This window comes from Thioalkalivibrio sp. ALJ24 (assembly GCF_000377785.1).
GTDB lineage: Bacteria > Pseudomonadota > Gammaproteobacteria > Ectothiorhodospirales > Ectothiorhodospiraceae > Thioalkalivibrio.
This window is the reverse complement of the sequence record NZ_KB898725.1, coordinates 237739-260635: the sequence shown is the minus strand read 5'-3', so window position 1 is coordinate 260635 and position 22897 is coordinate 237739. Positions and strand designations below refer to the sequence as shown.

Genomic DNA, 22897 nt, shown 5'->3' with positions numbered 1-22897 from the left:
TTTCCCAACCCGTTTTCAGGGGAAGACGCATGGACCCGAACGCCATCCCGAACGACATCGATCCGCAGGAAACCCAGGAGTGGATCGACGCCCTCGCCTCCGTGATGGAGGCCGACGGTCCCGAGCGGGCTCATGCCCTGCTGGAGGCCCTGGTGGACAAGGCCCGGCGCAGCGGCGCCTACCTCCCGTACTCGGCCAACACCGCATACGTGAACACCATTCCGCCGCATCTCGAGCCGGTCTACCCCGGCGACGGGGCGCTGGAGCACCGCATCCGTTCCTACATCCGCTGGAACGCGATGGCGATGGTGGTCAAGGCCAACCGGGTGTCGCCGGAACTGGGCGGGCACATCGCGTCCTTTGCTTCCGGAGCCACGCTCTATGACGTCGGTTTCAATCATTTCTGGCGGGCCCCGTCACACGAGCATGGTGGCGATCTGGTGTTCGCCCAGGGACATTCCTCGCCCGGCATCTATGCCCGCGCCTTCCTCGAGGGACGTCTCACCGAGGAGCAGCTGGATCATTTCCGCCGCGAGGTGGACGGCAAGGGCCTGTCCTCCTACCCGCATCCCTGGCTGATGCCGGACTTCTGGCAGTTCCCGACGGTGTCCATGGGACTGGGCCCGATCATGAGCATCTACCAGGCACGGTTCATGCGCTACCTGCAGGATCGCGGGCTGGCGCAGACCGCGAATCGTCATGTCTGGAGCTTCGTCGGCGACGGCGAGGTCGACGAGCCCGAGACCATGGGGGCGATTACCCTGGCCTCGCGCGAGAAACTCGACAACCTGACCTGGGTGGTGAACTGCAACCTGCAGCGCCTGGATGGTCCGGTGCGCGGCAACGGCAAGATCGTGCAGGAGCTGGAGGCGATCTTCCGTGGCGCCGGCTGGAACGTCATCAAGGTCCTTTGGGGGCGCTACTGGGAGCCGCTGCTGGCCAAGGACACCGACGGCCTGCTGCAGAAACGCATGATGGAAGCGGTCGACGGCGACTTCCAGAACTACAAGGCCAATGACGGGGCCTACGTGCGCGAGCACTTCTTCGGCAAGTATCCGGAGCTCAAGGCGATGGTCGCCAACATGTCCGACGAGGAGATCTGGCGCCTGAATCGCGGCGGGCACGACCCGGTGAAGGTCTACGCGGCCTACAAGGAGGCCATGGAGCATACCGGACAGCCGACCGTGATCCTGGCGCACACCGTGAAGGGCTACGGCATGGGGTCGGCGGGCGAGGCCCAGAACCGCACTCACAGTCAGAAGAAGATGGACACGGAGGACATGAAGCACTTCCGTGACCGCTTCAATATCCCGCTGTCCGACGAGCAGGTCGAACGCGCCGAGTACGTCAAGCCGGATCCCGACTCCGAAGAGATGCAGTACATGCACGAGCGGCGGAAAGCCCTGGGCGGCTATCTGCCGCAGCGCCGGCACATGACCACGCCGCTGGAGGTCCCGGAACTGGATGCCTTCTCCGCCCTGATGGAGGATTCCGGCGACCGCGAGATGTCCACCACCATGGCCTTCGTGCGCATGCTGCAGATCCTCGCGCGTGACAAGAAGATCGGCCGGCACGTGGTCCCGATCGTGCCGGACGAGGCGCGTACCTTCGGCATGGAAGGCCTGTTCCGCCAGCTGGGCATCTATTCCTCGGTCGGCCAGCTCTACGAGCCGCAGGACAAGGACCAGGTGATGTATTACAAGGAGGACAAGGGCGGCCAGATCCTGGAGGAAGGGATCAACGAGGCCGGCTCGATCTCCTCCTGGATCGCCGCCGCGACGTCCTACTCCACCCACGGCGTGGCGACCATCCCGTTCTACATCTTCTACTCGATGTTCGGGTTCCAGCGCATCGGCGACCTGATCTGGGCCGCCGGCGACCAGCGGGCGCGCGGGTTCCTGATCGGCGGCACCGCCGGGCGCACCACCCTGGCCGGCGAAGGGCTGCAGCACAACGACGGCCACAGCCACATGATGGCGGCCAACGTGCCCAACTGCATCGCCTACGATCCGACGTTCGCCTACGAGCTGGCGGTGATCGTGCAGGACGGCATGCGGCGCATGTTCCGCGAGCAGGAGAGTGTCTTCTACTACATCACGGCGATGAACGAGAACTACCATCAGCCGGCGATGCCGGAGGGCGCCGAAGAGGGCATCCGCCGTGGCCTGTATCGCTTCCAGGCCGGCGGACGCAAGAAAAAGAAGGTCCGCCTGCTGGGTTCCGGCACTATCCTGCGCGAGGCGATCGAGGCCGCGGCGCTGCTGGAGCAGGACTTCGGCGTGTCGGCCGAAGTCTGGAGCGCGACCAGTTTCACCGAGCTGGCGCGTGACGGTCGCGACTGCGAGCGCCATGCCCGACTGCATCCGGACGCGAAGCCCCGTCGCAGCTGGGTCGAGCAGTGCCTGGGCGACTCCGGGGCGCCGGTGGTCGCGGCCACCGACTACGTGTCGAACTTCGCCGATCAGATCCGCGCCTATGTGCCGGCCGACTATCGCGTGCTGGGCACCGACGGTTTCGGCCGTTCGGACCTGCGCTCCGCGCTACGGCGCCACTTCGAGGTCGACCGCTACCACATCGCGGTGACCGCGCTGAAGGCCCTGGCCGATGCCGGGACCGTCGAGGCGAAGACCGTCCGCGAGGCGATCGACAAATACGAGATCGATACCGATCGTCCCAATCCCCTGCAGGCCTGAGGCCGGCGTCCCGAGGCAGGAGCAGACATGAGCGACACGATTACGGTTGAAGTCCCCGACATCGGTGACTTCAAGGACGTCGAGATCATCGAGGTACTGGTCAAGCCGGGTGACACCGTGGCGCCCGAGGACCCGCTGATCACCCTGGAGTCGGACAAGGCCTCCATCGAGATCCCGGCACCGCAGGGCGGTACCGTGCAGGGCATGAAGGTCAAGGCCGGGGACCGCGTCTCGCAGGGGGATGCGATCCTCGAACTGGCACCCGCGGACGAGGCTGCCGCCAGTGGTGCCGGGGAAGCTCCGGCGGAGGCCGCCGCCGAGCCGGCTGCCTCCACCGGTGGCGAAGAATCGGCATCCGCGGCAGCGGCCAGCGCGCCGGATACCGGGTCCGCGCCGGCCAGGGCATCGGCCGGCGACTCGGGGGGTACCGGCGCGCTGGCCGGCCAGGGCGGCCCGCGGCCATCGCCCACCGCCCATATCGAGAACGAGTCCGCGTTCCGTCGCGCCCACGCCTCGCCCGTGGTGCGCAAGTTCGCGCGCGAGCTCGGGGTCGACCTGTCCAAGGTCGAGGGGAGCGGTCGCAAGGGGCGCATCCTGCGCGAGGACGTGCAGGCCTTCGTCAAGCGCGCGCTCAGCCAGCCCGCCGGTTCCGGACTGGGGGTCGAACCCATGCCGGAGATCGATTTCTCCGAGTTCGGACCGATCGAGACCCGGCCGCTGTCGAAGATCAACCGGCTCACCGGCCAGAACCTGCATCGCAACTGGGTCACCGTCCCGCACGTGACGCAGTTCGACGAGGCCGACATCACCGAGCTGGAGGACTTCCGCAAATCGCTGAAGGCCGAATACGAGAAGCAGGGGGTCAAGATCACCTTCCTGCCGTTCCTGATGAAAGCGGTGGTCTCCGCGCTCAAGGAATACCCGCGCTTCAATGCCTCGCTGGACGCGACCGGCGAGAACCTGGTGATCAAGCAGTACTACCACCTGGGCGTGGCCGTGGATACGCCGGATGGTCTGGTGGTTCCGGTGGTACGCGACGTCGACCGCAAGAGTCTGGTGGACATCGCCTCCGAACTGATGGACCTGTCGAAACGGGCGCGCGAGAAGAAACTCAAGCCCGCCGACATGCAGGGCGGCTGCCTGACCATCTCCAGCCTCGGCGGCATCGGCGGCACCCAGTTCACGCCCATCGTCAATGCCCCGGAGGTCGCCATCCTCGGGGTGTCGAAGGCCTCGATGCAGCCGGTCTGGAACGGCGAGGAATTCGAGCCGCGTCTGGTGCTGCCGATGGCGCTGTCCTACGACCACCGGGTGATCGACGGGGCCCTGGGCGCCCGCTTCACCACCACGCTGAGCGCGCTGCTGTCCGACATGCGGCGCATGCTGCTGTAACGACCGGAGCTTTGTCATGAGTCAGACCACCACCGTCGAGGTCCCCGACATCGGCGACTTCAAGGACGTCGAGATCATCGAGGTCCTGGTCCAGTCGGGCAGCACCATCGCCCCGGAAGACCCGCTGATCACGCTCGAATCGGACAAGGCGACCATCGATGTCCCGGCACCGCAGGCGGGTACGGTCAAGGCCGTGCACGTGAAGACCGGCCAGCGGGTGTCTCAGGGGGATCCGATCCTGGAGCTGGAGACGGGCGGGGAAGCGGCGGGCGGCGAAGCCTCCGCCCCGGCCGGGGACACCGGGAGCGCAGGCTCCGAGTCCGCAGGCGCGGCCGGGGCGTCCTCCGCCCCGGCGCCGCAGGCCGCGGCCGACCCGAATACCGACAGCCAGTGCCAGGTGCTGGTGCTGGGCTCCGGCCCCGGCGGCTACACCGCCGCGTTCCGCGCCGCGGACCTGGGGCTGGACGTGGTGATGGTCGAACGCTATCCGCAGATCGGCGGGGTCTGCCTGAACGTCGGCTGCATCCCGTCCAAGGCGCTGCTGCACGCCGGCGAGGTACTGCACGAGGCCGAGCGCTTCGCCGAGCTGGGCATCAAGTTCGGTGAACCGGAGATCGACCTTGACGGCCTGCGCGGCTACAAGGACAAGACGGTCAAGAAGCTGACCGGCGGCCTGAAGCAGCTGGCCAAGCAGCGCAAGGTGCGCGTGGTGCAGGGCGTCGGCGAATTCACCGGGGCCCACAGCATCGCCGTCGAGGGCGACAATGGCCGCGAGGTGATCGGATTCGAGCACGCGATCATCTCCGTCGGCTCGCAGGCGGTGAAACTGCCCGGCTTCCCCTGGGACGACGACCGGGTGATGGATTCCACCGATGCGCTGGATCTGGCCGACATCCCCGAGCGCATGCTGGTGGTCGGCGGCGGCATCATCGGCCTGGAGATGGCCTGCGTGTACGAGTCGCTGGGCACGAAGGTCACGGTGGTCGAGCTGTCCGACACCCTGATGCCGGGGGCGGACCGCGACATCGTGCGCCCGTTCGAGAAGCGCGCGAAGAAGCGTTTCGAGAACATCTTCCTCAAGAGCAAGGTCAGCGGGGCCGAGGCCACCGATCAGGGCATCGTCTGCCGTTTCGAGGGCGAGGCGAAGGGCCTGCCGGAAGAGGACACCTTCGACCGCGTGCTGGTGGCCGTGGGGCGCAGCCCGAACGGCGCGAAGATCAACGCCGAGGCCGCCGGGGTACAGGTCAGCGAGCGCGGCTTTATCGAGGTCGACAGCCAGCAGCGCACCAATGTCGAGCACATCTTCGCCATCGGCGACGTGGTCGGCCAGCCGATGCTGGCGCACAAGGCGACCCACGAGGGCAAGGTCGCCGCCGAGGTGATCGCCGGGCACAAGGTGCACTTCGACGCGCGCGCGATCCCCTCGGTGGCCTACACCCACCCGGAGGTCGCGTGGATGGGCGTGACCGAGGAACAGGCGAAGGCCGACGGCATCGAATATACCAAGGGCGTGTTCCCCTGGGCCGCCTCCGGCCGGGCAATCGCGCTGGGCGCCGAGGACGGCATGACCAAGCTGCTGTTCGACGCCGAGGGCCGGGTGATCGGCGCCGGGCTGGTCGGGCCGTCCGCCGGCGACCTGATCGGCGAGGCGATGCTGGCGCTGGAGATGGGGGCGGAGATGGAGGACATCGGCCTGACCGTGCATCCGCATCCGACGCTCAGCGAGACGGTGGCATTCGCCGCCGAGGCCGCGCATGGCTCGATCACCGACATCCTGCCGCCAAAGAAATAGTCTCGTATCCGCCTGGCTTCTAGGTGCCGGGCTGATGTTTCTGGCCATCCCGACGGCGGCCGGCACGCTGTTTCAGGAGTCGCTGGAGCGATCCGACTGGACCCGCGTGGAGATCGATGATCTGTGCCGGCTGCAGCAGGAGGTGCGCAACGGCGGTACCCTGCAGTTCGAGACCCGTCCCGGGCTGGCGGTGCGCGCGTTCTGGGATCCGCCCGGGACGCCGCAGTCCGGGGACCGGGCTCCGCTGGAGACCGGGGCCCCGGAATGGCTGCCGGCAGGCGGACCCGAACCGCTGGCGCTGACCCTGCGGGCCGGGCCGGACGGGCGCTTCCGGGTGCCGGACGCCCGGGTGGCCGAACTGAAATCCCGCCTGCTCGCCGGTCAGGACGTGCGCATTGGTTTTCCTGACAGCGACAACATCGTCCATTTCCGTGCGATCCGCTTCGGCCGCCGGATCGATGGTTTCCGCGCCTGCCGCGCGACGCATGATCCGGCGCCCGAGGCCACGGACAGCGAACCGGCACGCGAACGCTGGGTGGTCTATTTTGATTCCGGACGCGTGGACCTCGACGCCGATGCGCGCGCCGTACTGGAGACCGCGGTGGCGACCCTGGAAGGGGTCGAAGGCCCGCGCCTGCGGGTGACCGGCTTGACCGACGGCGAAGGCCCGGACAGGCTGAACCGGCGGATCAGCCGTCAGCGGGCCGAAGGCGTTCGCGAGGTCCTGGAAAAGGCCGGGCTGCGCCGCGCGGAGATCGAGGTCGAGGGCGCCGGCGTCGCGCCGGGTGTGGACGGCGAGGATGCCGACGCCCGCCGGGCCGAGATCCTGTGGCTGGGCGAACGCGAGGGTGCGGAGGACCGGCCTGCGCCCGAACCGGATCCCGGCGACGAGCCCGCGCCGGTGCCGCAGCCGGTGGAGCCGGGCGGCGGCACCGGCTGGTGAGCTAAAGGTCGCCGGCCCCCTGACATTTCAACCCTCCGGGCCATCCCCGGGGTCGCAGAACAACAAGGATTGCATGCCCATGAGTTCCAACATCAAGCGCGTCGTCCTCGCCTATTCCGGCGGCCTGGACACCTCCGTGATCCTCAAGTGGCTGGAGGAGCAGTACGGCTGCGAGGTCATCACCTTCACCGCCGATCTGGGGCAGGGCGAGGAGGTCGAGCCGGCTCGGGCCAAGGCCGAGGCGCTGGGCGTGAAGCAGATCTACATCGAGGACCTGCGCGAGACCTTCGTGCGCGACTATGTCTTCCCGATGTTCCGCGCCAATACGGTCTACGAGGGCGAGTATCTGCTGGGTACCTCCATCGCGCGGCCGCTGATCGCCCGCCGGCTGGTGGAGATCGCCGAGGAGACCGGGGCGGATGCGATCGCCCACGGCGCCACCGGCAAGGGCAACGACCAGGTGCGCTTCGAACTGGGCGCCTACGCGCTCAAGCCGGGCATCGAGGTGATCGCCCCGTGGCGCGAATGGGACCTGAACTCGCGCGAACGCCTGATGGCGTACGCCGAACAGCACGGCATCCCGGTGGACTATGCCCAGGCGGGCAAGAAGTCGCCGTACTCGATGGACGCCAACCTGCTGCACATCTCCTACGAGGGCGGCCCGCTGGAGGATCCGTGGACCGACTCCGAGGAGGACATGTGGCGCTGGTCAGTGTCGCCCGAGGCGGCGCCGGACGAGCCCGAGGTCCTCACCATCGGCTTCGAGAACGGTGACCCGGTCTCCATCAACGGCGAGCAACTGTCTCCGGCAGCGCTGCTGTCGAAGCTCAACGAGCGCGGCGGGGCCCACGGCATCGGCCGGCTGGACATCGTGGAGAACCGCTATGTCGGCATGAAGTCGCGCGGCTGCTACGAGACCCCGGGCGGTACCATCCTGCTGCGCGCGCGCCGCGCGCTGGAGTCGATCACCCTGGATCGCGAGGCCGCCCACCTGAAGGACGAGCTGATGCCGCGCTACGCCAGCATCATCTACAACGGCTACTGGTGGAGCCCCGAACGGCGCATGCTGCAGGCCGCGATCGACGAGTCCCAGGGCGTGGTCAACGGCGAGGTCCGCCTGCGCCTGTACAAGGGCAACGTGATGGTGGCCGGTCGCCAGTCGCCGGACAGCCTGTTCGACGAGTCCATCGCGACCTTCGAGGACGATGCCGGCGCCTACGACCAGAAGGACGCCGAGGGCTTCATCCGGCTCAACGCGCTGCGCCTGCGGATCGCGGCCAGCCGCAACCGCAGCGGGACCTGACGCCATGGCGCTGGCCTGGCGAGGTCTGTGGCGTGCGGCCGTGATCGGGCTGCTGGCCGGACTGGTGGGCTGTGCCAGCGTGCCGTCCGAGGATCGTCACCCGGATGATCCGTGGGAGTCCTATAACCGCGCGATGTTCGCCTTCAACCAGGAGGTCGATCAGGCCGTGCTGCGCCCCACGGCGGTCCAGTACCGCCGCCTGCCCGACACGGTGCAGGCCGGCGTCGGCAATTTCTTCTCCAACCTCAACGACGTAACCGTCCTGTTCAACAACCTGTTGCAGGGCAACCTGGAGGATGCCGCCTCGGACAGCGGCCGGCTGATGTTCAACACCACCTTCGGGCTCGGCGGGCTGATCGACGTCGCCTCGCCAATGGGGCTGGACAAGAACAACCAGGATTTCGGCCTGACCCTGGGGGCCTGGGGCGTACCCTCCGGTCCCTATCTCCAGCTGCCTCTGCTGGGGCCGAGCACCGCGCGGGATGCGCCCGCCCGGCTGGTGGACGGCCATACCAATCCGCGCAACCTGAGCACCATCCGGCGGGATCGTACCCCGCTGTGGGTCGGTCTGGTGGTGGTCGACGTGATCGACATGCGTGCCGGTCTGATCGAAACCGAGGCGCTGATCGAGCAGCTCTCCGACGATCCCTACATCGCCATGCGCCGGGCCTGGCTGCAGCGGCGGGACTTCCTCACCGGGGGGCGTCAGGCGGACGAAAGGGCCGAGGAGATGCTGGACGAGCTCGAGGAACTGGAGGCACTGGAAGCCATGGAGGCCGAGGAGTGAACGGCCTGCTGGTGATGCTGGACATCCTGCGGGCCCGGCAGGGGCCGCAGGATCTGCCGGCGGATCCCGCGCTCGCGGTGTTCTGGACCGGGGTCGCGGTCGCCGTGGGGCTCGCGATCGGCGTGCCGATGTATGGCGCGACCCCGGCCCTGATCATGAACCTGGTGGATGTGGCCGTGCTGTTCGGTTTCGTGGCGCTGGCGCTACGGTTTCAGGGCTTTGTCGGGCGTCAGGTGCAGACCTATACCGCGATGGTGGGCACCGGGGCGATTCTCGGCCTGCTGATGGCGCTGCTGACCCTGGTTGCCCCCATCGACCCCGAGGCCGGGGAGGCCCCGGCGCTGGCCGTACTGGGCATGCTGGCACTGCTGGGCTGGTTGCTGTTCGTTTACGGTCACATCCTGCATCAGGCACTGGAGCTGTCGAACCGCATGGCCGGGGTGGTGATCGCACTGGGCTTCGTGCTGATCTCGTCGGTGATCACCCAGGGGGTGACCGGGGCCGTGGTCGCATGAGCCGTTCCGCCGACCTGCACATCCTCGGGATCGGCGGCACCTTCATGGGCGGGCTGGCGCAGCTGGCGCGCGCCCGTGGCTACCGGGTCAGCGGGGCCGACGGGCAGGCGCTTTATCCGCCCATGAGCGAGCAGCTGGAGGCCGCGAACATCCCGTATCACGCCGGCTACGACGCCGCCGCCCTGCCGTCGGACGTGCCGGTGGTGGTGGGCAACGTGATGACTCGCGGCATGCCGGTGATCGAGGCGATGCTGGATCGGGGGCAGCCGTATGTCTCCGGCCCGCAGTGGCTGGCCGAACATGTGCTGCACGACCGCTGGGTGCTGGCGGTTGCCGGCACCCACGGCAAGACCACCACCAGTTCGCTGCTGGCCTGGATCCTGGAGTATGCGGGCATGGCACCGGGTTTCCTGATCGGCGGGGTGCCCGGCAACTTCGGCGTGAGTGCGCGTCTTGGCGAGTCGCCATTCTTCGTGATCGAGGCGGATGAATACGACAGTGCGTTTTTCGACAAGCGCGCCAAATTCGTCCATTACCGCCCGCGGACCCTGGTGCTGAACAATCTGGAGTTTGATCATGCCGATATCTACCCGGATCTCGCCGCCATCGAGCGCCAGTTCCATCATCTGGTCCGCACGGTACCGGGGCAGGGAAAGATCCTGATGCCGCATGACGACCCCGCGCTGGAGCGGGTGCTGGAGGCTGGCTGCTGGACCCCGGTGGAGCGTCTGGCCACCGGCATGGCCGAGGCCCCGCAGGCGGCGCTATGCGCGCGTTCGCTGAACGCGGACGGCAGCCGCTTCCGGGTCCTGCAGGGTGAGCGGACCGCCGGGGAGGTGGAGTGGGGGATGTGCGGCCTGCACAACCAGGCGAACGCGCTGTCCGCGCTGGCGGCGGCCCGCCATGCCGGGGTCCCGCTGGAGACCGGTCTCGCCGCGCTGCCGGAGTTTCGCGGCGTGCGCCGGCGCCAGGAGCTGCGGGCGGAGATCGAAGGGGTGCGCATCCTTGATGATTTCGCTCACCACCCCACCGCGATCCGCATGACCCTGGAGGGTCTGCGCGGTGGCCTGCCGGAAGGCGGGCGCCTGCTGGTGGCGCTGGAGCCACGTTCCAACACCATGCGCATGGGCGTGCACGCCGGTGCCCTCAGCGAGGCCCTGGATCGTGCCGACGCGGTGCATCTGTACCGCCCGCCGGACCTGGACTGGTCGATCGGCCCGCTGCGCACCCGGCTGGAGGAGCGGCTGTCGGTGGCCGCCTCGGTGGACGACCTGCTGCAGGACCTGCCGGGTGACCTGCGGGCCGGCGATACCCTGGTGATCATGAGCAACGGCGGGTTCGACGGGCTGCACCAGCGCCTGATCGACCGTCTGCGGGAGGAGCGGTCATGAGCCGGCGCCGCATCGCCCTGGCGCTGACCGGCGCCTCGGGCGCGCCCTACGGCCTGCGCCTGCTGGAATGCCTGGTCGCGGCCGGGGTCGAGGTGCACCTGATGGTGTCGAAGCCGGGCCAGGTGGTGCTGGGGCTGGAGACCGATCTGGCCGTGCCCGGGCGTCCGGTCGAGATCGCCCGTTTCTTCACGGAACGCTACGGTGCCGCGCCGGGTCAGATCCACTGCTACGGCCAGGATCAGTGGACCGCGCCGGTGGCCAGCGGGTCGGCGGTTCCCGAGGCGATGGTGGTGTGCCCCTGTACCACGGCCACGGTGGCGGCGGTGGCCGGCGGTGCCTCGCGCGGGCTGATCGAGCGCGCCGCCGACGTGGTGCTGAAGGAGCGTCGGCGGCTGGTGCTGGTGGTGCGCGAGACGCCGTTCTCGGAGATCCACCTGGAAAACATGCTGCGGCTGGCGCGCATGGGCGCGGTGGTGATGCCGGCCAACCCGGCGTTCTACCATCGCCCCGAGGGTATCGCCGACCTGGTCGACTTCATGGTCGCCCGGGTCCTGGATCATCTGCAGGTCGAACATGCGCTGGGGCCCCGCTGGGGGGCCGCGGAGGGCCGGATGGACGAGGAAGGCCGCGAATGAAGACGCTCCCGCTGTTCCCGCTCAATACCGTACTGTTTCCGGGCGGCATGTTGCCGCTGCGCATCTTCGAGACGCGTTATCTGGACATGGTGCGACGCTGCATGCGCGATGACAGCGGCTTCGTGGTGGTGGCGATCGAACCCCCGGCCGAGGGCGAGGAAGCCCCGTCGGAGGCGGACCCGAGCGTGGGCTTTCATTCCCTGGGAACCGAAGCCCGCATCATCGACTGGGACCAGCGTCCCGATGGTCTGCTGGGGATCCTGGCGCGGGGCGCGCAACGCCAGCGCATCCACCAGCCGCGTCGCGGGGCCGACGGCCTGTGGGTGGGGGAAGTGGAGCCGCTGGACGAGTGGCCGGCGGTCAGTCTGCCGGTGGACTATGCCTCGCTGGCCGAGCTGCTGGAGCGCCTGCTGGACCAGCTGGGCACGCCCTGGTCACATCTCGAGCGCCACCCGGACGATTCCGCCTGGGTGGCCGGGCGGTTGACCGAACTCCTGCCGCTGGACCTCGCGATCAAGCAGTCGCTGCTGGAGTCGGACGATCCGATCGATCGCCTCGAGCGGCTGCGTGCGGCCATGCTCGCGCAGTCGTCTTCCTGACAGCATCCGGGCGCCCTGTTAAGGTATTGGGCTGATATTCAAGCCGGAGCCGATCATGGCCGTTCAGGAACTCACGCAGGACAACTTCGAATCCACCATCACCGGGAACGACATCGTCATCCTGGACTTCTGGGCGCCGTGGTGTGGCCCGTGCCAGCAGTTCGCCCCGACCTTCGAAGAGGCCTCGGGCAAGCACGAGGACGTCGTGTTCGCCAAGGTGAACACCGACGAGGAGCAGGGCATCGCCGGCGCCTTCCAGATCCGTTCCATCCCGACCCTGATGATCTTCCGCGAGCAGATCATCGTGTTCTCGCAGCCGGGCGTGCTGTCCGCGGCGCAGCTCGACGAGGTGCTGGGCAAGGTGCGTGAGCTGGACATGGAGGCCGTGCGCGCCGACATCGAGAAGCAGCAGCAGGAGCAGCAGGCCGGCGGCAACGCCTGACACCCCCTCGAGGGCGGGGCGCTCCCCCGCCACGCCCCGGCTGACCCGCAGACGAGGTCCCCGTGTTCAGTGTGATGACCCAGATGGGGGCCCTGATCGTCGCCGGGGTCGGCTGGCGGGTCCTGCGGCCCGGCGGGCTGGATGCCGACACCACCCGCCGGGTCCTCACCACGCTGGTCTACTATCTGCTGCTGCCCGCGCTGGTGCTGCAGGTCCTGTGGACCGCACCGCTGGGGCTGGACTCGGTCCGCATCGCGCTGGTCGCCGGGCTTACCGTGCTGGCCACCCTGGCCACGACGGCCGCGGCCTGTCGTGTGTGCCCCGCGGACCGCGCGGCGGTCGGGGCGATGTTGCTGGCCGCGGCCTGGCCCAACGCTACCTACCTCGGCCTGCCCATCCTCGACAGCCTGTTCGGCGAGCCCGGACGTGCCGTCGCCATCCAGTATGACTTGTTCGCCTGTCTGCCGCTGGTCCTGACCCTGGGCGTTGTGCTGGCGCGGCGTTACGGCGACGGTCGCATGCCGGCGGTCCATCCGCTGCGCGGCCTGCTGGCCGTGCCGTCGATCTGGGCGGCGGTGGCCGGGGTCGGGCTGAACCTTGCCGGGGTGCCGCAGACGGTGTGGCTGGAGGACTGGCTGGGCCTGCTGGCGGATTCGGTGTCGCCGCTGATGCTGTTTGCCCTGGGGCTGGCGCTGGTGTTCCACCGCTTCCACGGGCGTGACGCGCGCCCGCTGGTGGTGGTCACGGTGATCCAGCTGCTGCTGGCCCCGGCGGTGGCGCTGGGGCTGGTGTGGCTGCTGGGCATGGAGGGGATCCCGGCGACCGGCACGGTGCTGGAGGCGGCGATGCCGGCGATGGTGCTGGGGCTGGTCCTGTGTGATCGCTTCGGCCTGGATACCGCGCTGTACGCGGCGGCCGTGACCCTCACCACCGCGCTGTCGCTGCTGACCCTGCCGCTTTGGTTCGCGATCGCCGGGGCCCTGTTCGGGGCCTGAGCCTCAGGACTCCTCGCCGAAGCGGTCGGCCACCAGGTCGGTCAGGGCATCCAGCGCGTCTTCGGCATCGTCGGCCCCGTCGGTGCGGATCACGATCTCCGAACCCTTGGCCGCGGCCAGCATCATGACCCCCATGATGCTCTTGCCGTTCACCTCCTGCTCGTTGCGGGCGACGGTGACCTCGGCGTTGTACTGGCTGGCAAGACTGACGAACTTGGCGGCGGCCCGGGCGTGCATGCCCAGACGGTTAACGATGGGGACTGCGCGCTGCGGCATCACTGCATTCCTGGTCACAGAGAAGGATTCCGTCGTGCCCCCCGGACAGGGCCTTGTTGACCAGTTCGGAGAGCGGTAGATGGCGGTAGTTGAGAACCCGGATCAGCATCGGCAGGTTGACCCCGGCCACCACTCGGGCATCGTGCCCGCGGGCCACGCGACTGGCGACATTGGCGGGGGTGGAGCCGAACATGTCGGTCAGTACCAGGACCCCCGAACCGCTGTCCAGGGTTTCCATGCGACTGCGGGCGCGTTCCTGAATGTCGTCCGGATCGTCGATCTGCGACATCGCCATGGATTCGCAGTCCTCGGGCAGGGTGCCCAGCATGCTTTGCGCGGTCTGCAGGAGGGTGTCGCCCAGGTTTTGATGCGTGATCAGGATCAGACCGACGCCCATGGAACTACTCCGGTTCGGGGGAGAAGGAATCGAGCTCTCGATGCCGGAGGCTAACAGTAACATGTTCGCGCTCGCGCCACGCAGCCCCCAGCCGTTCCACGAGGTAGACCGATCGGTGACGCCCGCCGGTGCAGCCGATCGAGACCGTTGCATAGCTGCGATGGTCGGCCACCAGGCGCGGGATCCAGGTGTCGAGGAACCCGTGAATCGAGTCGAACATCGCGTCGACCTCGGCGTGTCTGTCGAGGAAACGGGCGACCGCAGGATCCAGTCCGGACAGGGCTGCCAGCTCCCGCTCGTAGTAAGGGTTGGGCAGGCAGCGCACGTCGAACACGAAATCGGAGTCCATCGGCGAGCCGTGCTTGAAGCCGAAGGACTGGAACAGCAGTGACAGGCCGGCGGTCTCGCGACTCCCGATCCGGGCCCGCAGGGTGCGTGCGAGGTCGTGCATGGACAGCCGGCTGGTGTCCACGGTCAGGTCCGCCTCCGCGGCGACGTGGCCCAGCCAGTTGCGCTCCATGCCGATCGCCTCGATCAGCGGGACGCCGTCGCGGGCCAGCGGGTGACGCCGGCGGGTCAGGTGGTAGCGCCGCAGCAGGACTTCGTCGGTCGCATTGAGGAACAGCACCTCCACCTCGAGGCCGCTTTCGCGCAGTGAGGCGAGCAGGCCGCCGAAGCCGCTGAGGGCGTCCAGCCCCGAGCGTACGTCCACCCCCACCGCGAGGTAGCGGTCGCCGCCGGTGTCGTATTCGCCGTTGCGGACCTTGTCCACCAGCTCCGGCAGCATCGGCAGCGGCAGGTTGTCCACGCAGAAATAGCCGGCGTCCTCCAGGGTATGCAGGGCGACGGTCTTGCCGGACCCTGATAGACCGCTGACCAGCAGCAGGCGCATGCCCTCAGCCCTCGGGATCGGGATTGGGGACCGTGGTGCTGGGCCCGCCGATGTGGAAGGTCGCGTCCCCGGTGTCCGCGGCGGCACCGTCATCCATGCGGCGGCGCTGGCGGGCCCGCAGGTCGTCCCCGGCGATGTACCCCTGCATGTGCAGCAGGTGGTTGCGCACCGCGGCCTCGATCATCACCGCGATGTTGCGCCCGGGTGCCACAGGGAGGCTGATCAGCGGGATGCGCAGCCCGAGGATCTCGCTCTCGCCACGCCGCCCGTTGAGGCGGTCGTCCGGCACCGGCGATGGTTCGTTGTGGTCGCGCAGGTCGATGATCAGGCGCAGGTATTTGCCGCCCTTGATCGCCGAGTCGCCGTACATCGCACGGATATTGAGCACCCCCAGGCCGCGCACCTCGAGCAGGTCCTGGAGCAGGGCGGGACAGTGTCCGCGCACGATATCCGGGGCAATGCGCGCGAACTCGGGGGCATCGTCGGCGATCAGACGGTGGCCGCGCGAGATCAGTTCCAGCGCGACCTCGCTCTTGCCCACGCTGGAGGCACCCGAGATCAGCACGCCGATGCCGAGGATCTCCATGAACACCCCGTGGCGCACCTCGAAATGGGCCAGGCGCTGCTGCAGGAAATAGCGCAGCAGCGCGATGACCTCGTGCGAGGAGGTGCGGGTGCACAGGATGACCGGCAGGCTGGCGTCGCCGGACGCCGGCATGCGGGTGAAGGGGCAGGTGTCCTCGGCGAAGATCACCATGGTGGTGCCGGTGCGCGCCATCTCCAGCACCAGGTGATCCTGCTGCTCTTCGGACAGGCCGCCGATATAGCGGGCTTCGTAGTCGCCGATGACCTGGATCCGGTTGGGCCGGATCAGGTTCAGGTGGCCGACCAGCGGAAGGTCGCCGTCGTCCGGTCCCAGCAGTTCTCGCTGGCCGGCGGCCTCTTCTCCGTGGACATAGCGCAGATCCAGACGGCTCCCCATCGCCCGTGTGAGCGCGGCGATGGGGATGTTGCTGGCGGTGCCGTCGCCGGCCGCCTCCGTCCGGTCGGCCATGGTCAGTCGTCTTCCAGGGCGCTGGCCAGGGCCTGGCGGATGCCCGCGCTGTCCGTGGCCCGGCGGATCCCGGCCAGGGTGTCGGGGCGTGACAGGCCGCGGGCCAGCTGGGCGAGCAGGTCCAGGTGCTCGCTGGTGGCCTCTTCCGGCACCAGCAGGGCGATCAGGATGTCCACCGGCTCGTGGTCCATCGCTTCGAAGTCCACGCCCCGATCGAGGCGCAGCACCGCGATGCGCGGGGCATCCAGCTCGGCCAGGCGCCCGTGCGGGATGGCCACCCCGTGGCCCAGCCCGGTGGAGCCCAGTTTCTCGCGGGCCGACATGGCCTCGAAGGCGGCGCTGGCTGCCAGCCCGTCCCCGGCCCCGTCGACCAGCAGGTCGGCGAGGGACTCCAGTGCCCGTTTCTTGCTGGAACACTCCGGTTCCAGCCCGATGCGTTCGGGAGTGACGAGTTCGACCGGGTTCATCGGTCTAGGGCGTCTGCTCGCGGTTACGCTGGGAGCCCTCGGCACGGTGATGGTCCTTGACCTTTTCCTTGTGCTTGATCAGCTGGCGGTCGACCTTGTCGATCAGGCCGTCGATGGCCGCGTACATGTCGTCGTGGCTGGCCTCCGCGTGGATGTGGTTGCCGCTGACCTGCAGATTGGCTTCGGCCTTGTTGTGCTGCTTGTGGGTCTTCTCGTGGGTCAGCACCACGTGCACGTCAATCACCTTGTCGAAGTGGCGCTCCAGCTTCTGGAACTTTTCGTTCACGTAGTCGCGCAGGGCGTCGGTGATGTCGACGTGATGTCCGGTGAGGTTGATCTGCATGAGTCAGGCTCCTTTCTGTTTGCTTCCGGTCGGCATGGCGGCCATCTGGCGACGTTCGCTGGAGGATGGCAGGTTCATGCCCTCCCGGTATTTGGCCACGGTACGCCGGGCCACGTTGATGCCCCGATCCGCGAGGATCGAGGCAAGGCGGGAATCGCTGAGCGGCTTGCCCGGCGGTTCCTCTTCGATGAGTTCGCGGATCATGGCACGAATCGCGGTCGCGGAGCATTCCCCGCCGTCGCTGGTGCCGACGTGACTGGAGAAGAAATACTTGAATTCGAACACCCCGCGCGGGGTGTGCATGTATTTCTGCGTGGTCACGCGCGAGATGGTGGACTCGTGCATCTCGAGGGTCTCGGCGATGTCGCGCAGGATCAGAGGCTGCATCGCGACCTCGCCGTGTTCGAGAAAGCCCTGCTGGCGCTCGACGATCGCTCGCGCGACCCGCAGCAGGGTGTCGTTGCGGCTGTGCAGGCTCTTCAGGAACCAGCGCGCCTCCTGCAGCTGATCGCGCATGAACGCGCTGTCGCGCGCGTCGGCAACCTTGCGCACCATGCCGGCGTAGAGGTCGTTGATGCGGATGCGCGGCGCGATCTCGGGATTCAGGTCCACCTGCCAGCCCTCACTGGTGTGGCGCACGTAGACGTCCGGGACCACGTATTCCGGTGGCGTGCTGCTGATCTGCGCCCCCGGGCGCGGGTTGAGCGTGCGGATCAGGTCCAGCGCCGCGGCCAGTTCGTCGGCATCGCGCACCCCGCTCTGACGTTGCAGGGTCTTGTAGTCGCGCCGAGCCAGGCTGTCCATGCCGTGTTCCAGGACCGCCCGCGCCGCTTCGCGCGAGGGCGCATCGGGGGCCAGTTCGTTCAGCTGGACCTCCAGGCATTCGCGCAGGTCCAGCGAGCCGACCCCCAGCGGGTCGCAGTGCTGCAGCCAGTGGCGCACGGCCTCGACCTCGTCGCTGCCCACCGGCGGGTCCTCGCTGCGGCTGATGGTCTCGGCCAGGGTCTCGATATCGCCTTCAAGGTAGCCGTCGCCGCTGATGGTGTCGATCAGCGCGGCGCCGATGCGCTGGTCGCGCGGGGTCAGGTTCGACAGGTGCAGCTGCCACAGCAGGTGGTCCTGCAACCCGCCACCGTCGTCGTCGGAGGTGTTCTCCAGCGGGTCGCGGTCGTCCATCCCGCGGGGCGAGGCGCTGGCATCGTAGATGTCTTCCCAGCGGCTGTCGGTCACCAGTTCGTCGGGGATCATGTCCTCGGAGCCGCCGGCATCCACGGTCTCGGCGGAGGTCGCGGTGTCCCCGGGCTCCGCATCGGCTTCGCCGTCGGTGCCATGTTCGCCGCTGTCCTCGCCGCCCCCTGCCGGGTCGTCGTCCTCGACCTGCTCCAGCATCGGATTGCTTTCCAGCGCCTGCTGGATCTCGGCCTGGAGTTCCAGCGTCGACAGCTGCAGCAGACGGATGGCCTGCTGCAGCTGCGGCGTCATGGTCAGCGTCTGACCCAGCTGCAGATTCAGCCCGGGCTTCAGCATGAGTTCGGGGAGGCGTTGGTCACCATGTGTGAATAGTAATCCCTTGCCGCCGGCTTGTGCACCGGCCGGCAGTGAAGGTCGGGGCGAAATGGCGTCAAAGACGGAAATTCTCGCCGAGGTAGACCTCGCGCACGCGGGCGTCGGCGAGCAGCTCTTCGGGCGTGCCGGCGCTCAGCAGGCGCCCCTCGCTGAGGATGTAGGCGCGGTGGCAGATGCCCAGGGTCTCGCGCACGTTGTGGTCCGAGATCAGCACGCCGATCCCGCGTGCCGCGAGGTGGCGGATCACCGCCTGGATGTCGCCGACCGAAATCGGGTCGACCCCGGCGAAGGGTTCGTCCAGGCAGATGAACCGTGGATCGCCGGCCAGCGCGCGGGCGATCTCGGCGCGCCGGCGCTCGCCTCCGGACAGCGCGATGCCCGCGCTGTGGCGCACCGTCTCCAGCTGGAATTCCTCGATCAGGGCGTCGCCGATGCGCCGGCGTTCGTGGCGGTCGAGTTCCGGGCGCAGTTCCAGCACGGCCTGCAGGTTGTCCTCGACCGACAGGCGGCGGAAGATCGAGGCCTCCTGGGGCAGATAGCCCAGTCCGGCGCGGGCGCGCTCATGGATCGGCGCCCGGGTAATGTCGCGCCCGCCCAGGGTGATGCGCCCGGTGTTGGGCTGGATCAGCCCCACCAGGCTGTAGAAGCAGGTGGTCTTGCCGGCGCCGTTGGGTCCCAGCAGGCCGACCACCTCGCCGGGCACCAGGTCCACGTCCATCGCGTCCAGCACGGTGCGCTGGCCATAGCGCTTGCTCAGCTCGCGGGCGACGAGGTGGTCGTCCTCGGACGGGGTCATGGTTCGTCGTCTTCGCGGGGCTGCAGGCGGATATGTACGCGTTCGTCGTCGGTCTCGCCGCGTTCCGCCTGGATCACGTCGCGTTCCAGGTCGTAGGTGATGCGCTGGCCGCGGGCATCCTCGGCGGCCGTGGTCACCCGGGCCTGTCCGGTCAGGATCACGCGTTCCTCGTCGAGGAAATAATCGATGCGCTGGCCCACGGCGATGCGGTTCTCGCCGGTTTCGGGATCGGGTGATTCCAGCCGGGCCGGTTCGCCATGGGCCTCCATCTCGTATGGACGGCGTTCGCGCATGTGCACGATGACGCGGTCGGCCTCCAGCGTGGTGTCGCCACGCACCACCAGCACGTCGCCGGTGTAGGTCCCGGTGCCGGCGCGTTCGTCCATCTCCGCCTGGTCCGCGGTGATCTCAACCGGCAGGGCGTTGTCTTCCTGCGCGGCGGCTGGCGGGGCCGCGAGGCCCAGCACCAGCAGGCCGGCCATGACGGTCGCCGCCGTGGCGCGGCGGGCGCGAGCGGACAGCGGATACGGGTGCGGGGCCGGATTCATTCGGCGCGGTCCTCCTGCGGCAGGTCGCTGTAGACCGAGTAGACCTCGGCGAGCAGCTCCATGGTATCCGCTTGCGGGTCGGCGCGCAGGCCGGTACCGCGCTGGAACAGTCCCGGTCGCTCCAGGGTGGTGAGGGCGGGCGAGGTGGTCAGGCGAGTGTCCAGCGCCACCCGTACGTCGCTGGATTCGATCACGGTGCGCACGCGGTCTTCGTGTTCCGGACGCACCCCGCGGGTCGGGCCGACGGTGTGCAGCACCTCGCGCTCCGGCTGGTGTACCGCATGCGGTGCCTGCCAGTTCCAGTCCGGCCCGTCGGTATTCAGCAGGTCGAGTACCGGGTCGTCGATGAACTGGACACCGTCACGTCCGTATTCCCGCAGCCGCGTGCCCTGCAGCCGGTGCGTCAGGTGGCCGTCCGCGTCGGTGACATGGGCGGTGAAGCCCTCGACCTCCAGCGTGGCTTCGGCCTCGTCGCCGGGTGCCTCCGGGGCGGGGTCCGCGAGCGGGTCGCGGTCCGCGGCGCCGGCCCCCGCCGGGGCGAACAGCAGGGCGGCACAGGCCAGCACGGCGGCCGCGCGCATCATGCGTGCAAGTAGCTCTCGAGTACGGCCTCCAGTCGGCCGCGCGCGGCCAGCAGGTCCTCGCAGACCTCGCGTACCGCGCCGCGTCCGCCGCCGGCCGTGGTCACCCATTGCGCGTGGCGGCGCACGAACGGGTGCGCATCCGCCACCGCGATACCGAGGGCAACCCGGCGCATCGCGGGCAGGTCGACCACATCATCCCCGACGAAGGCGGCCTCGTCGGCACGATGACCGGTCTGCTCCAGCAGCTGCGCCAGTGCCTCGCCCTTGTCCCGGCGGCCCTGGATGCAGTGACGGATGCCCAGGTCCCGCAGGCGGTGTTCCACCACGCCCGACTGGCGGCCGGTCAGGATCGCGACCTCCAGGCCCTCGTCCATCGCCATGCGCAGGCCGTGGCCGTCGCGGCTGTGGAAGGCCTTGTACTGTTCGCCCGCGTCGCCGAGGAACAGCGCGCCATCGGTCAGCACCCCGTCGACGTCCAGGATCAGCAGTCGGGTACCGCGCTGCAGGTCGGCGAGATCGGTGTCGTAATGCATCAGGCCACCCCCGCGCGCAGCAGGTCGTGCATGTTGATCACCCCCTGCAGCCGGCCGTCCGCCCCGGCGACCGGGAGGGCGTTGATGCGCCGGCTTTCCATCATCTCCAGCGCCTCCGCGGCCAGCCATTCGGCGCGGGCGGTGTGCCCGCCACGGGTCATCACCTCGCCGATGGTCAGGCGCTCCAGGCTCTCGCCCCGGTCCAGGGTGCGGCGCAGGTCGCCGTCGGTGAAGACTCCGAGGATGTGGTCGTCCGTGTCGCTGACGATCACCAGTCCGAGCCCCTTGCGGGTGATCTCGAACAGTGCGTCCTTCAGCGGCGCGTCGGGTGCGATGCGCGGGATCGCCTCGCCGGTGTGCATGATGTCGCCGACGTGGATCAGCAGGCGCCGCCCGAGGCGCCCGCCGGGGTGGGAGCGGGCGAAGTCGTCGGCGGTAAAGCCGCGGGCGTCCAGCACCGCGATCGCCAGCGCGTCGCTCATCGCCAGCGCCGCGGTGGTGCTGGAGGTGGGGGCCAGTCCCAGCGGGCAGGCCTCGCGCTCGACACTGACGTCGAGGTGCGCGGTGGCTTCGCTGCCCAGTCGCGAATCGGGCTTGCCGGTCAGCGCGATCAGCGGTACGTCGAGGCGCCGGATCAGCGGCAGGATGGTCAGGATCTCCTCGGTCTCGCCGGAGTTCGACAGTGCGATCACCACGTCGTCGCGGGTGATCATGCCGAGATCGCCATGGCTGGCCTCTCCGGGATGCACGAAGAACGCCGGCGTGCCGGTGGAGGCGAGGGTAGCCGCCAGCTTGCTGCCGATGTGGCCGGACTTGCCCATGCCGGTGACCACCACGCGCCCGCGGCAGGCGAGGATGTGACGACAGGCCGCGAGGAACGCGTCGTCGATGCGTGCGGTGAGGTTGCGGACCGCCTCGGCCTCGGTCTCGAGGACCGCCAGGGCGAGGCTGCGGGTGCTTGCGGGATTCAGGTTCATGCCGGTGCCGTGATTGCGAGAGAGACAAGGTATCCGCTGAAGCCCAGCAGGAGAAGGCCCCCGTGCCAGCGGCGGATATGGCCGCCGCCGAAGCGCACGGCCACCAGGACCGCCACCGTCAGCGCCAGCATCACCGGGTAGTCGCGGCCCAGCACCCCGGGCTCCAGCGTGAGCGGGGCGACCAGCGCGGGTACGGCCAGGACCGCCAGCAGGTTGAACAGGTTGGAGCCGACGATGTTCCCCAGGGCCATTGCGGTCTGGCCGCGCCGGGCCGCGGCCACCGAGGTGGCCAGTTCCGGCAGGCTGGTGCCGATGGCCACCAGCGTCAGGCCGATCATCAGTTCGCTGACGCCCAGCTGCTCCGCAAGTTCCGTGGCCCCCAGGACCAGGGCCTGACTGCTCGCCAGCAGGACGATCAGGCTTCCGGTCACCCACGCGAGGGCCGCGGGCAGGCCGGCGGGTGCCGCAGCAGGCGGCGTGCCGGGTTCGGGGCCGGTTGTCGAGTCGCTGTCGGCACCCTGGCCCCGGGCCGCGCGCACCATCCAGAAGACCAGGGCGACCAGGCCGGCGAGCATGACCAGGCCTTCCGGGCGGGTGAGCCGTCCGTCCAGCAGCAGGAGCAGCACACCCAGGGTCACCAGCAGCATCAGCGGCAGCTCGCGGCGTACCAGGCCGCGGCCCGCCACCACCGGGGCGATCAGGGCGGTGATCCCCAGCACCAGGCCGAGGTTGGCGATGTTCGAACCGATCGCATTGCCCACGGCCAGCCCCGGAGCGTCCTGCAGTCCGGCCAGCAGGGAAACCAGGATCTCGGGGGTCGATGTGCCGAAGGCCACGATGGTCAGGCCGACCAGCACCGGGGCGACGCCCAGGCCCTGCGCCAGCCCCGCGGCGCCGTACACGAAGCGGTCGGCGCTCACGGCCAGCAGGATCAGACCGACGGCGATGAAGAGCAGGGGCAGCAGCACGGTTGGCCA

Annotated in this window: 25 protein-coding genes; 12 read left to right on the top strand and 13 right to left on the bottom strand. The window is 68.9% G+C overall.

All coding sequences use genetic code 11. The features are described from left to right. Positions 1–29 precede the first annotated feature (29 nt). The 12 genes from aceE (at position 30) to D571_RS0103460 (ending at position 13487) form a co-directional block, all read left to right on the top strand. The gene (gene aceE / locus D571_RS0103515) at positions 30–2693 is read left to right on the top strand and encodes a pyruvate dehydrogenase (acetyl-transferring), homodimeric type (protein ID WP_018935293.1); all 2664 of its coding nucleotides are present in this window, start codon (positions 30–32) and stop codon (positions 2691–2693) included. A gap of 27 nt (positions 2694–2720) precedes the next feature. After that, positions 2721–4085: a dihydrolipoyllysine-residue acetyltransferase gene (gene aceF, locus D571_RS0103510; protein WP_018935292.1), complete on the top strand. Its 1365-nt coding sequence runs from the start codon at positions 2721–2723 to the stop codon at positions 4083–4085. 16 nt (positions 4086–4101) lie between these two features. After that, positions 4102–5877, top strand: a complete 1776-nt coding sequence (gene lpdA / locus D571_RS0103505; RefSeq protein WP_018935291.1) for a dihydrolipoyl dehydrogenase — start codon at positions 4102–4104, stop codon at positions 5875–5877. A 34-nt stretch (positions 5878–5911) separates the two neighbouring features. After that, a complete protein-coding gene (locus D571_RS13530; RefSeq protein ID WP_018935290.1) occupies positions 5912–6820 on the top strand; it encodes an OmpA family protein in 909 nt (302 codons plus the stop codon). Between the two features lie 79 nt (positions 6821–6899). Further along, positions 6900–8123: an argininosuccinate synthase gene (locus D571_RS0103495; protein ID WP_018935289.1), complete on the top strand. Its 1224-nt coding sequence runs from the start codon at positions 6900–6902 to the stop codon at positions 8121–8123. Between the two features lie 4 nt (positions 8124–8127). Continuing rightward, the gene (locus D571_RS0103490; RefSeq protein WP_018935288.1) at positions 8128–8910 is read left to right on the top strand and encodes a VacJ family lipoprotein; all 783 of its coding nucleotides are present in this window, start codon (positions 8128–8130) and stop codon (positions 8908–8910) included. Then, positions 8907–9425 carry a hypothetical protein gene (locus D571_RS0103485; RefSeq protein WP_018935287.1) on the top strand — a complete coding sequence of 173 codons (519 nt, stop codon included), beginning with the start codon at positions 8907–8909 and terminating at the stop codon, positions 9423–9425. The genes D571_RS0103490 and D571_RS0103485 overlap by 4 nt, the downstream gene beginning before the upstream one ends. Then, entirely contained in the window at positions 9422–10816 is a 1395-nt protein-coding gene (gene mpl / locus D571_RS0103480; protein WP_018935286.1) for a UDP-N-acetylmuramate:L-alanyl-gamma-D-glutamyl-meso-diaminopimelate ligase, read from the top strand. The genes D571_RS0103485 and mpl overlap by 4 nt, the downstream gene beginning before the upstream one ends. Then, a complete protein-coding gene (locus D571_RS0103475) occupies positions 10813–11451 on the top strand; it encodes a flavin prenyltransferase UbiX (RefSeq protein ID WP_018935285.1) in 639 nt (212 codons plus the stop codon). The genes mpl and D571_RS0103475 overlap by 4 nt, the downstream gene beginning before the upstream one ends. Next, positions 11448–12050 (top strand): LON peptidase substrate-binding domain-containing protein, encoded by a 603-nt coding sequence (locus tag D571_RS0103470; protein ID WP_018935284.1) that lies wholly within the window; start codon positions 11448–11450, stop codon positions 12048–12050. Before D571_RS0103475 ends, D571_RS0103470 begins: the two co-directional genes overlap by 4 nt. Before the next feature lie 55 nt (positions 12051–12105). Continuing rightward, the gene (trxA, locus tag D571_RS0103465; RefSeq protein WP_018935283.1) at positions 12106–12492 is read left to right on the top strand and encodes a thioredoxin; all 387 of its coding nucleotides are present in this window, start codon (positions 12106–12108) and stop codon (positions 12490–12492) included. 62 nt (positions 12493–12554) lie between these two features. Continuing rightward, complete coding sequence (locus tag D571_RS0103460; RefSeq protein WP_018935282.1) at positions 12555–13487, top strand: AEC family transporter; 933 nt, start codon at positions 12555–12557, stop codon at positions 13485–13487. Positions 13488–13490: 3 nt separating this feature from the next. On the opposite strand, the gene D571_RS0103455 is transcribed toward D571_RS0103460, so the two are convergent. The 13 genes from D571_RS0103455 to D571_RS0103395 all read right to left on the bottom strand — a co-directional run bounded on the left by D571_RS0103455 (position 13491) and on the right by D571_RS0103395 (position 22888). Continuing rightward, positions 13491–13763: an HPr family phosphocarrier protein gene (locus tag D571_RS0103455; protein WP_018935281.1), complete on the bottom strand. Its 273-nt coding sequence runs from the start codon at positions 13761–13763 to the stop codon at positions 13491–13493. Beyond that, positions 13735–14160 (bottom strand): PTS sugar transporter subunit IIA, encoded by a 426-nt coding sequence (locus D571_RS0103450; RefSeq protein WP_018935280.1) that lies wholly within the window; start codon positions 14158–14160, stop codon positions 13735–13737. The genes D571_RS0103455 and D571_RS0103450 overlap by 29 nt, the downstream gene beginning before the upstream one ends. Positions 14161–14164: 4 nt before the next feature. Beyond that, entirely contained in the window at positions 14165–15052 is an 888-nt protein-coding gene (gene rapZ, locus D571_RS0103445; RefSeq protein WP_018935279.1) for an RNase adapter RapZ, read from the bottom strand. 4 nt (positions 15053–15056) lie between these two features. Then, the gene (hprK, locus tag D571_RS0103440; RefSeq protein WP_018935278.1) at positions 15057–16106 is read right to left on the bottom strand and encodes an HPr(Ser) kinase/phosphatase; all 1050 of its coding nucleotides are present in this window, start codon (positions 16104–16106) and stop codon (positions 15057–15059) included. A gap of 2 nt (positions 16107–16108) precedes the next feature. Further along, positions 16109–16573 carry a PTS sugar transporter subunit IIA gene (locus D571_RS0103435; RefSeq protein ID WP_018935277.1) on the bottom strand — a complete coding sequence of 155 codons (465 nt, stop codon included), beginning with the start codon at positions 16571–16573 and terminating at the stop codon, positions 16109–16111. Positions 16574–16577: 4 nt separating this feature from the next. Beyond that, entirely contained in the window at positions 16578–16916 is a 339-nt protein-coding gene (gene hpf / locus D571_RS0103430; RefSeq protein ID WP_018935276.1) for a ribosome hibernation-promoting factor, HPF/YfiA family, read from the bottom strand. A gap of 3 nt (positions 16917–16919) precedes the next feature. Further along, positions 16920–18398 carry an RNA polymerase factor sigma-54 gene (locus tag D571_RS0103425; protein WP_369773852.1) on the bottom strand — a complete coding sequence of 493 codons (1479 nt, stop codon included), beginning with the start codon at positions 18396–18398 and terminating at the stop codon, positions 16920–16922. A 139-nt stretch (positions 18399–18537) separates the two neighbouring features. After that, a complete protein-coding gene (gene lptB, locus D571_RS0103420) occupies positions 18538–19278 on the bottom strand; it encodes an LPS export ABC transporter ATP-binding protein (protein ID WP_018935274.1) in 741 nt (246 codons plus the stop codon). Continuing rightward, the gene (lptA, locus tag D571_RS0103415) at positions 19275–19826 is read right to left on the bottom strand and encodes a lipopolysaccharide transport periplasmic protein LptA (RefSeq protein ID WP_018935273.1); all 552 of its coding nucleotides are present in this window, start codon (positions 19824–19826) and stop codon (positions 19275–19277) included. The genes lptB and lptA overlap by 4 nt, the downstream gene beginning before the upstream one ends. Further along, the gene (gene lptC, locus D571_RS0103410) at positions 19823–20410 is read right to left on the bottom strand and encodes an LPS export ABC transporter periplasmic protein LptC (RefSeq protein ID WP_018935272.1); all 588 of its coding nucleotides are present in this window, start codon (positions 20408–20410) and stop codon (positions 19823–19825) included. Before lptC ends, lptA begins: the two co-directional genes overlap by 4 nt. Further along, positions 20407–20943 (bottom strand): HAD family hydrolase, encoded by a 537-nt coding sequence (locus D571_RS0103405; protein WP_018935271.1) that lies wholly within the window; start codon positions 20941–20943, stop codon positions 20407–20409. The genes lptC and D571_RS0103405 overlap by 4 nt, the downstream gene beginning before the upstream one ends. Continuing rightward, positions 20943–21920 carry a KpsF/GutQ family sugar-phosphate isomerase gene (locus tag D571_RS0103400; protein WP_018935270.1) on the bottom strand — a complete coding sequence of 326 codons (978 nt, stop codon included), beginning with the start codon at positions 21918–21920 and terminating at the stop codon, positions 20943–20945. Before D571_RS0103400 ends, D571_RS0103405 begins: the two co-directional genes overlap by 1 nt. Beyond that, on the bottom strand, positions 21917–22888 hold the full coding sequence (locus tag D571_RS0103395) for a calcium/sodium antiporter (protein ID WP_018935269.1): 972 nt from the start codon (positions 22886–22888) through the stop codon (positions 21917–21919). The genes D571_RS0103400 and D571_RS0103395 overlap by 4 nt, the downstream gene beginning before the upstream one ends. Positions 22889–22897: the final 9 nt, after the last annotated feature.

What these genes read in the sequence shown, in the direction of transcription:
- D571_RS0103450 (WP_018935280.1), bottom strand. Translation starts at nt 14,160, where the DNA reads ATGGGCGTCGGTCTGATCCTGATCACGCATCAAAACCTGGGCGACACC.
- hpf (WP_018935276.1), bottom strand. Translation starts at nt 16,916, where the DNA reads ATGCAGATCAACCTCACCGGACATCACGTCGACATCACCGACGCCCTG.
- rapZ (WP_018935279.1), bottom strand. Translation starts at nt 15,052, where the DNA reads ATGCGCCTGCTGCTGGTCAGCGGTCTATCAGGGTCCGGCAAGACCGTC.
- trxA (WP_018935283.1), top strand. Translation starts at nt 12,106, where the DNA reads ATGGCCGTTCAGGAACTCACGCAGGACAACTTCGAATCCACCATCACC.
- D571_RS0103455 (WP_018935281.1), bottom strand. Translation starts at nt 13,763, where the DNA reads ATGCCGCAGCGCGCAGTCCCCATCGTTAACCGTCTGGGCATGCACGCC.
- D571_RS0103490 (WP_018935288.1), top strand. Translation starts at nt 8,128, where the DNA reads ATGGCGCTGGCCTGGCGAGGTCTGTGGCGTGCGGCCGTGATCGGGCTG.
- D571_RS0103475 (WP_018935285.1), top strand. Translation starts at nt 10,813, where the DNA reads ATGAGCCGGCGCCGCATCGCCCTGGCGCTGACCGGCGCCTCGGGCGCG.
- D571_RS0103425 (WP_369773852.1), bottom strand. Translation starts at nt 18,398, where the DNA reads ATGACGCCGCAGCTGCAGCAGGCCATCCGTCTGCTGCAGCTGTCGACG.
- hprK (WP_018935278.1), bottom strand. Translation starts at nt 16,106, where the DNA reads ATGGCCGACCGGACGGAGGCGGCCGGCGACGGCACCGCCAGCAACATC.
- lptA (WP_018935273.1), bottom strand. Translation starts at nt 19,826, where the DNA reads ATGAATCCGGCCCCGCACCCGTATCCGCTGTCCGCTCGCGCCCGCCGC.
- D571_RS13530 (WP_018935290.1), top strand. Translation starts at nt 5,912, where the DNA reads ATGTTTCTGGCCATCCCGACGGCGGCCGGCACGCTGTTTCAGGAGTCG.
- lpdA (WP_018935291.1), top strand. Translation starts at nt 4,102, where the DNA reads ATGAGTCAGACCACCACCGTCGAGGTCCCCGACATCGGCGACTTCAAG.
- D571_RS0103495 (WP_018935289.1), top strand. Translation starts at nt 6,900, where the DNA reads ATGAGTTCCAACATCAAGCGCGTCGTCCTCGCCTATTCCGGCGGCCTG.
- lptC (WP_018935272.1), bottom strand. Translation starts at nt 20,410, where the DNA reads ATGATGCGCGCGGCCGCCGTGCTGGCCTGTGCCGCCCTGCTGTTCGCC.
- lptB (WP_018935274.1), bottom strand. Translation starts at nt 19,278, where the DNA reads ATGACCCCGTCCGAGGACGACCACCTCGTCGCCCGCGAGCTGAGCAAG.
- mpl (WP_018935286.1), top strand. Translation starts at nt 9,422, where the DNA reads ATGAGCCGTTCCGCCGACCTGCACATCCTCGGGATCGGCGGCACCTTC.
- aceF (WP_018935292.1), top strand. Translation starts at nt 2,721, where the DNA reads ATGAGCGACACGATTACGGTTGAAGTCCCCGACATCGGTGACTTCAAG.
- aceE (WP_018935293.1), top strand. Translation starts at nt 30, where the DNA reads ATGGACCCGAACGCCATCCCGAACGACATCGATCCGCAGGAAACCCAG.
- D571_RS0103400 (WP_018935270.1), bottom strand. Translation starts at nt 21,920, where the DNA reads ATGAACCTGAATCCCGCAAGCACCCGCAGCCTCGCCCTGGCGGTCCTC.
- D571_RS0103470 (WP_018935284.1), top strand. Translation starts at nt 11,448, where the DNA reads ATGAAGACGCTCCCGCTGTTCCCGCTCAATACCGTACTGTTTCCGGGC.
- D571_RS0103405 (WP_018935271.1), bottom strand. Translation starts at nt 20,943, where the DNA reads ATGCATTACGACACCGATCTCGCCGACCTGCAGCGCGGTACCCGACTG.
- D571_RS0103435 (WP_018935277.1), bottom strand. Translation starts at nt 16,573, where the DNA reads ATGAACCCGGTCGAACTCGTCACTCCCGAACGCATCGGGCTGGAACCG.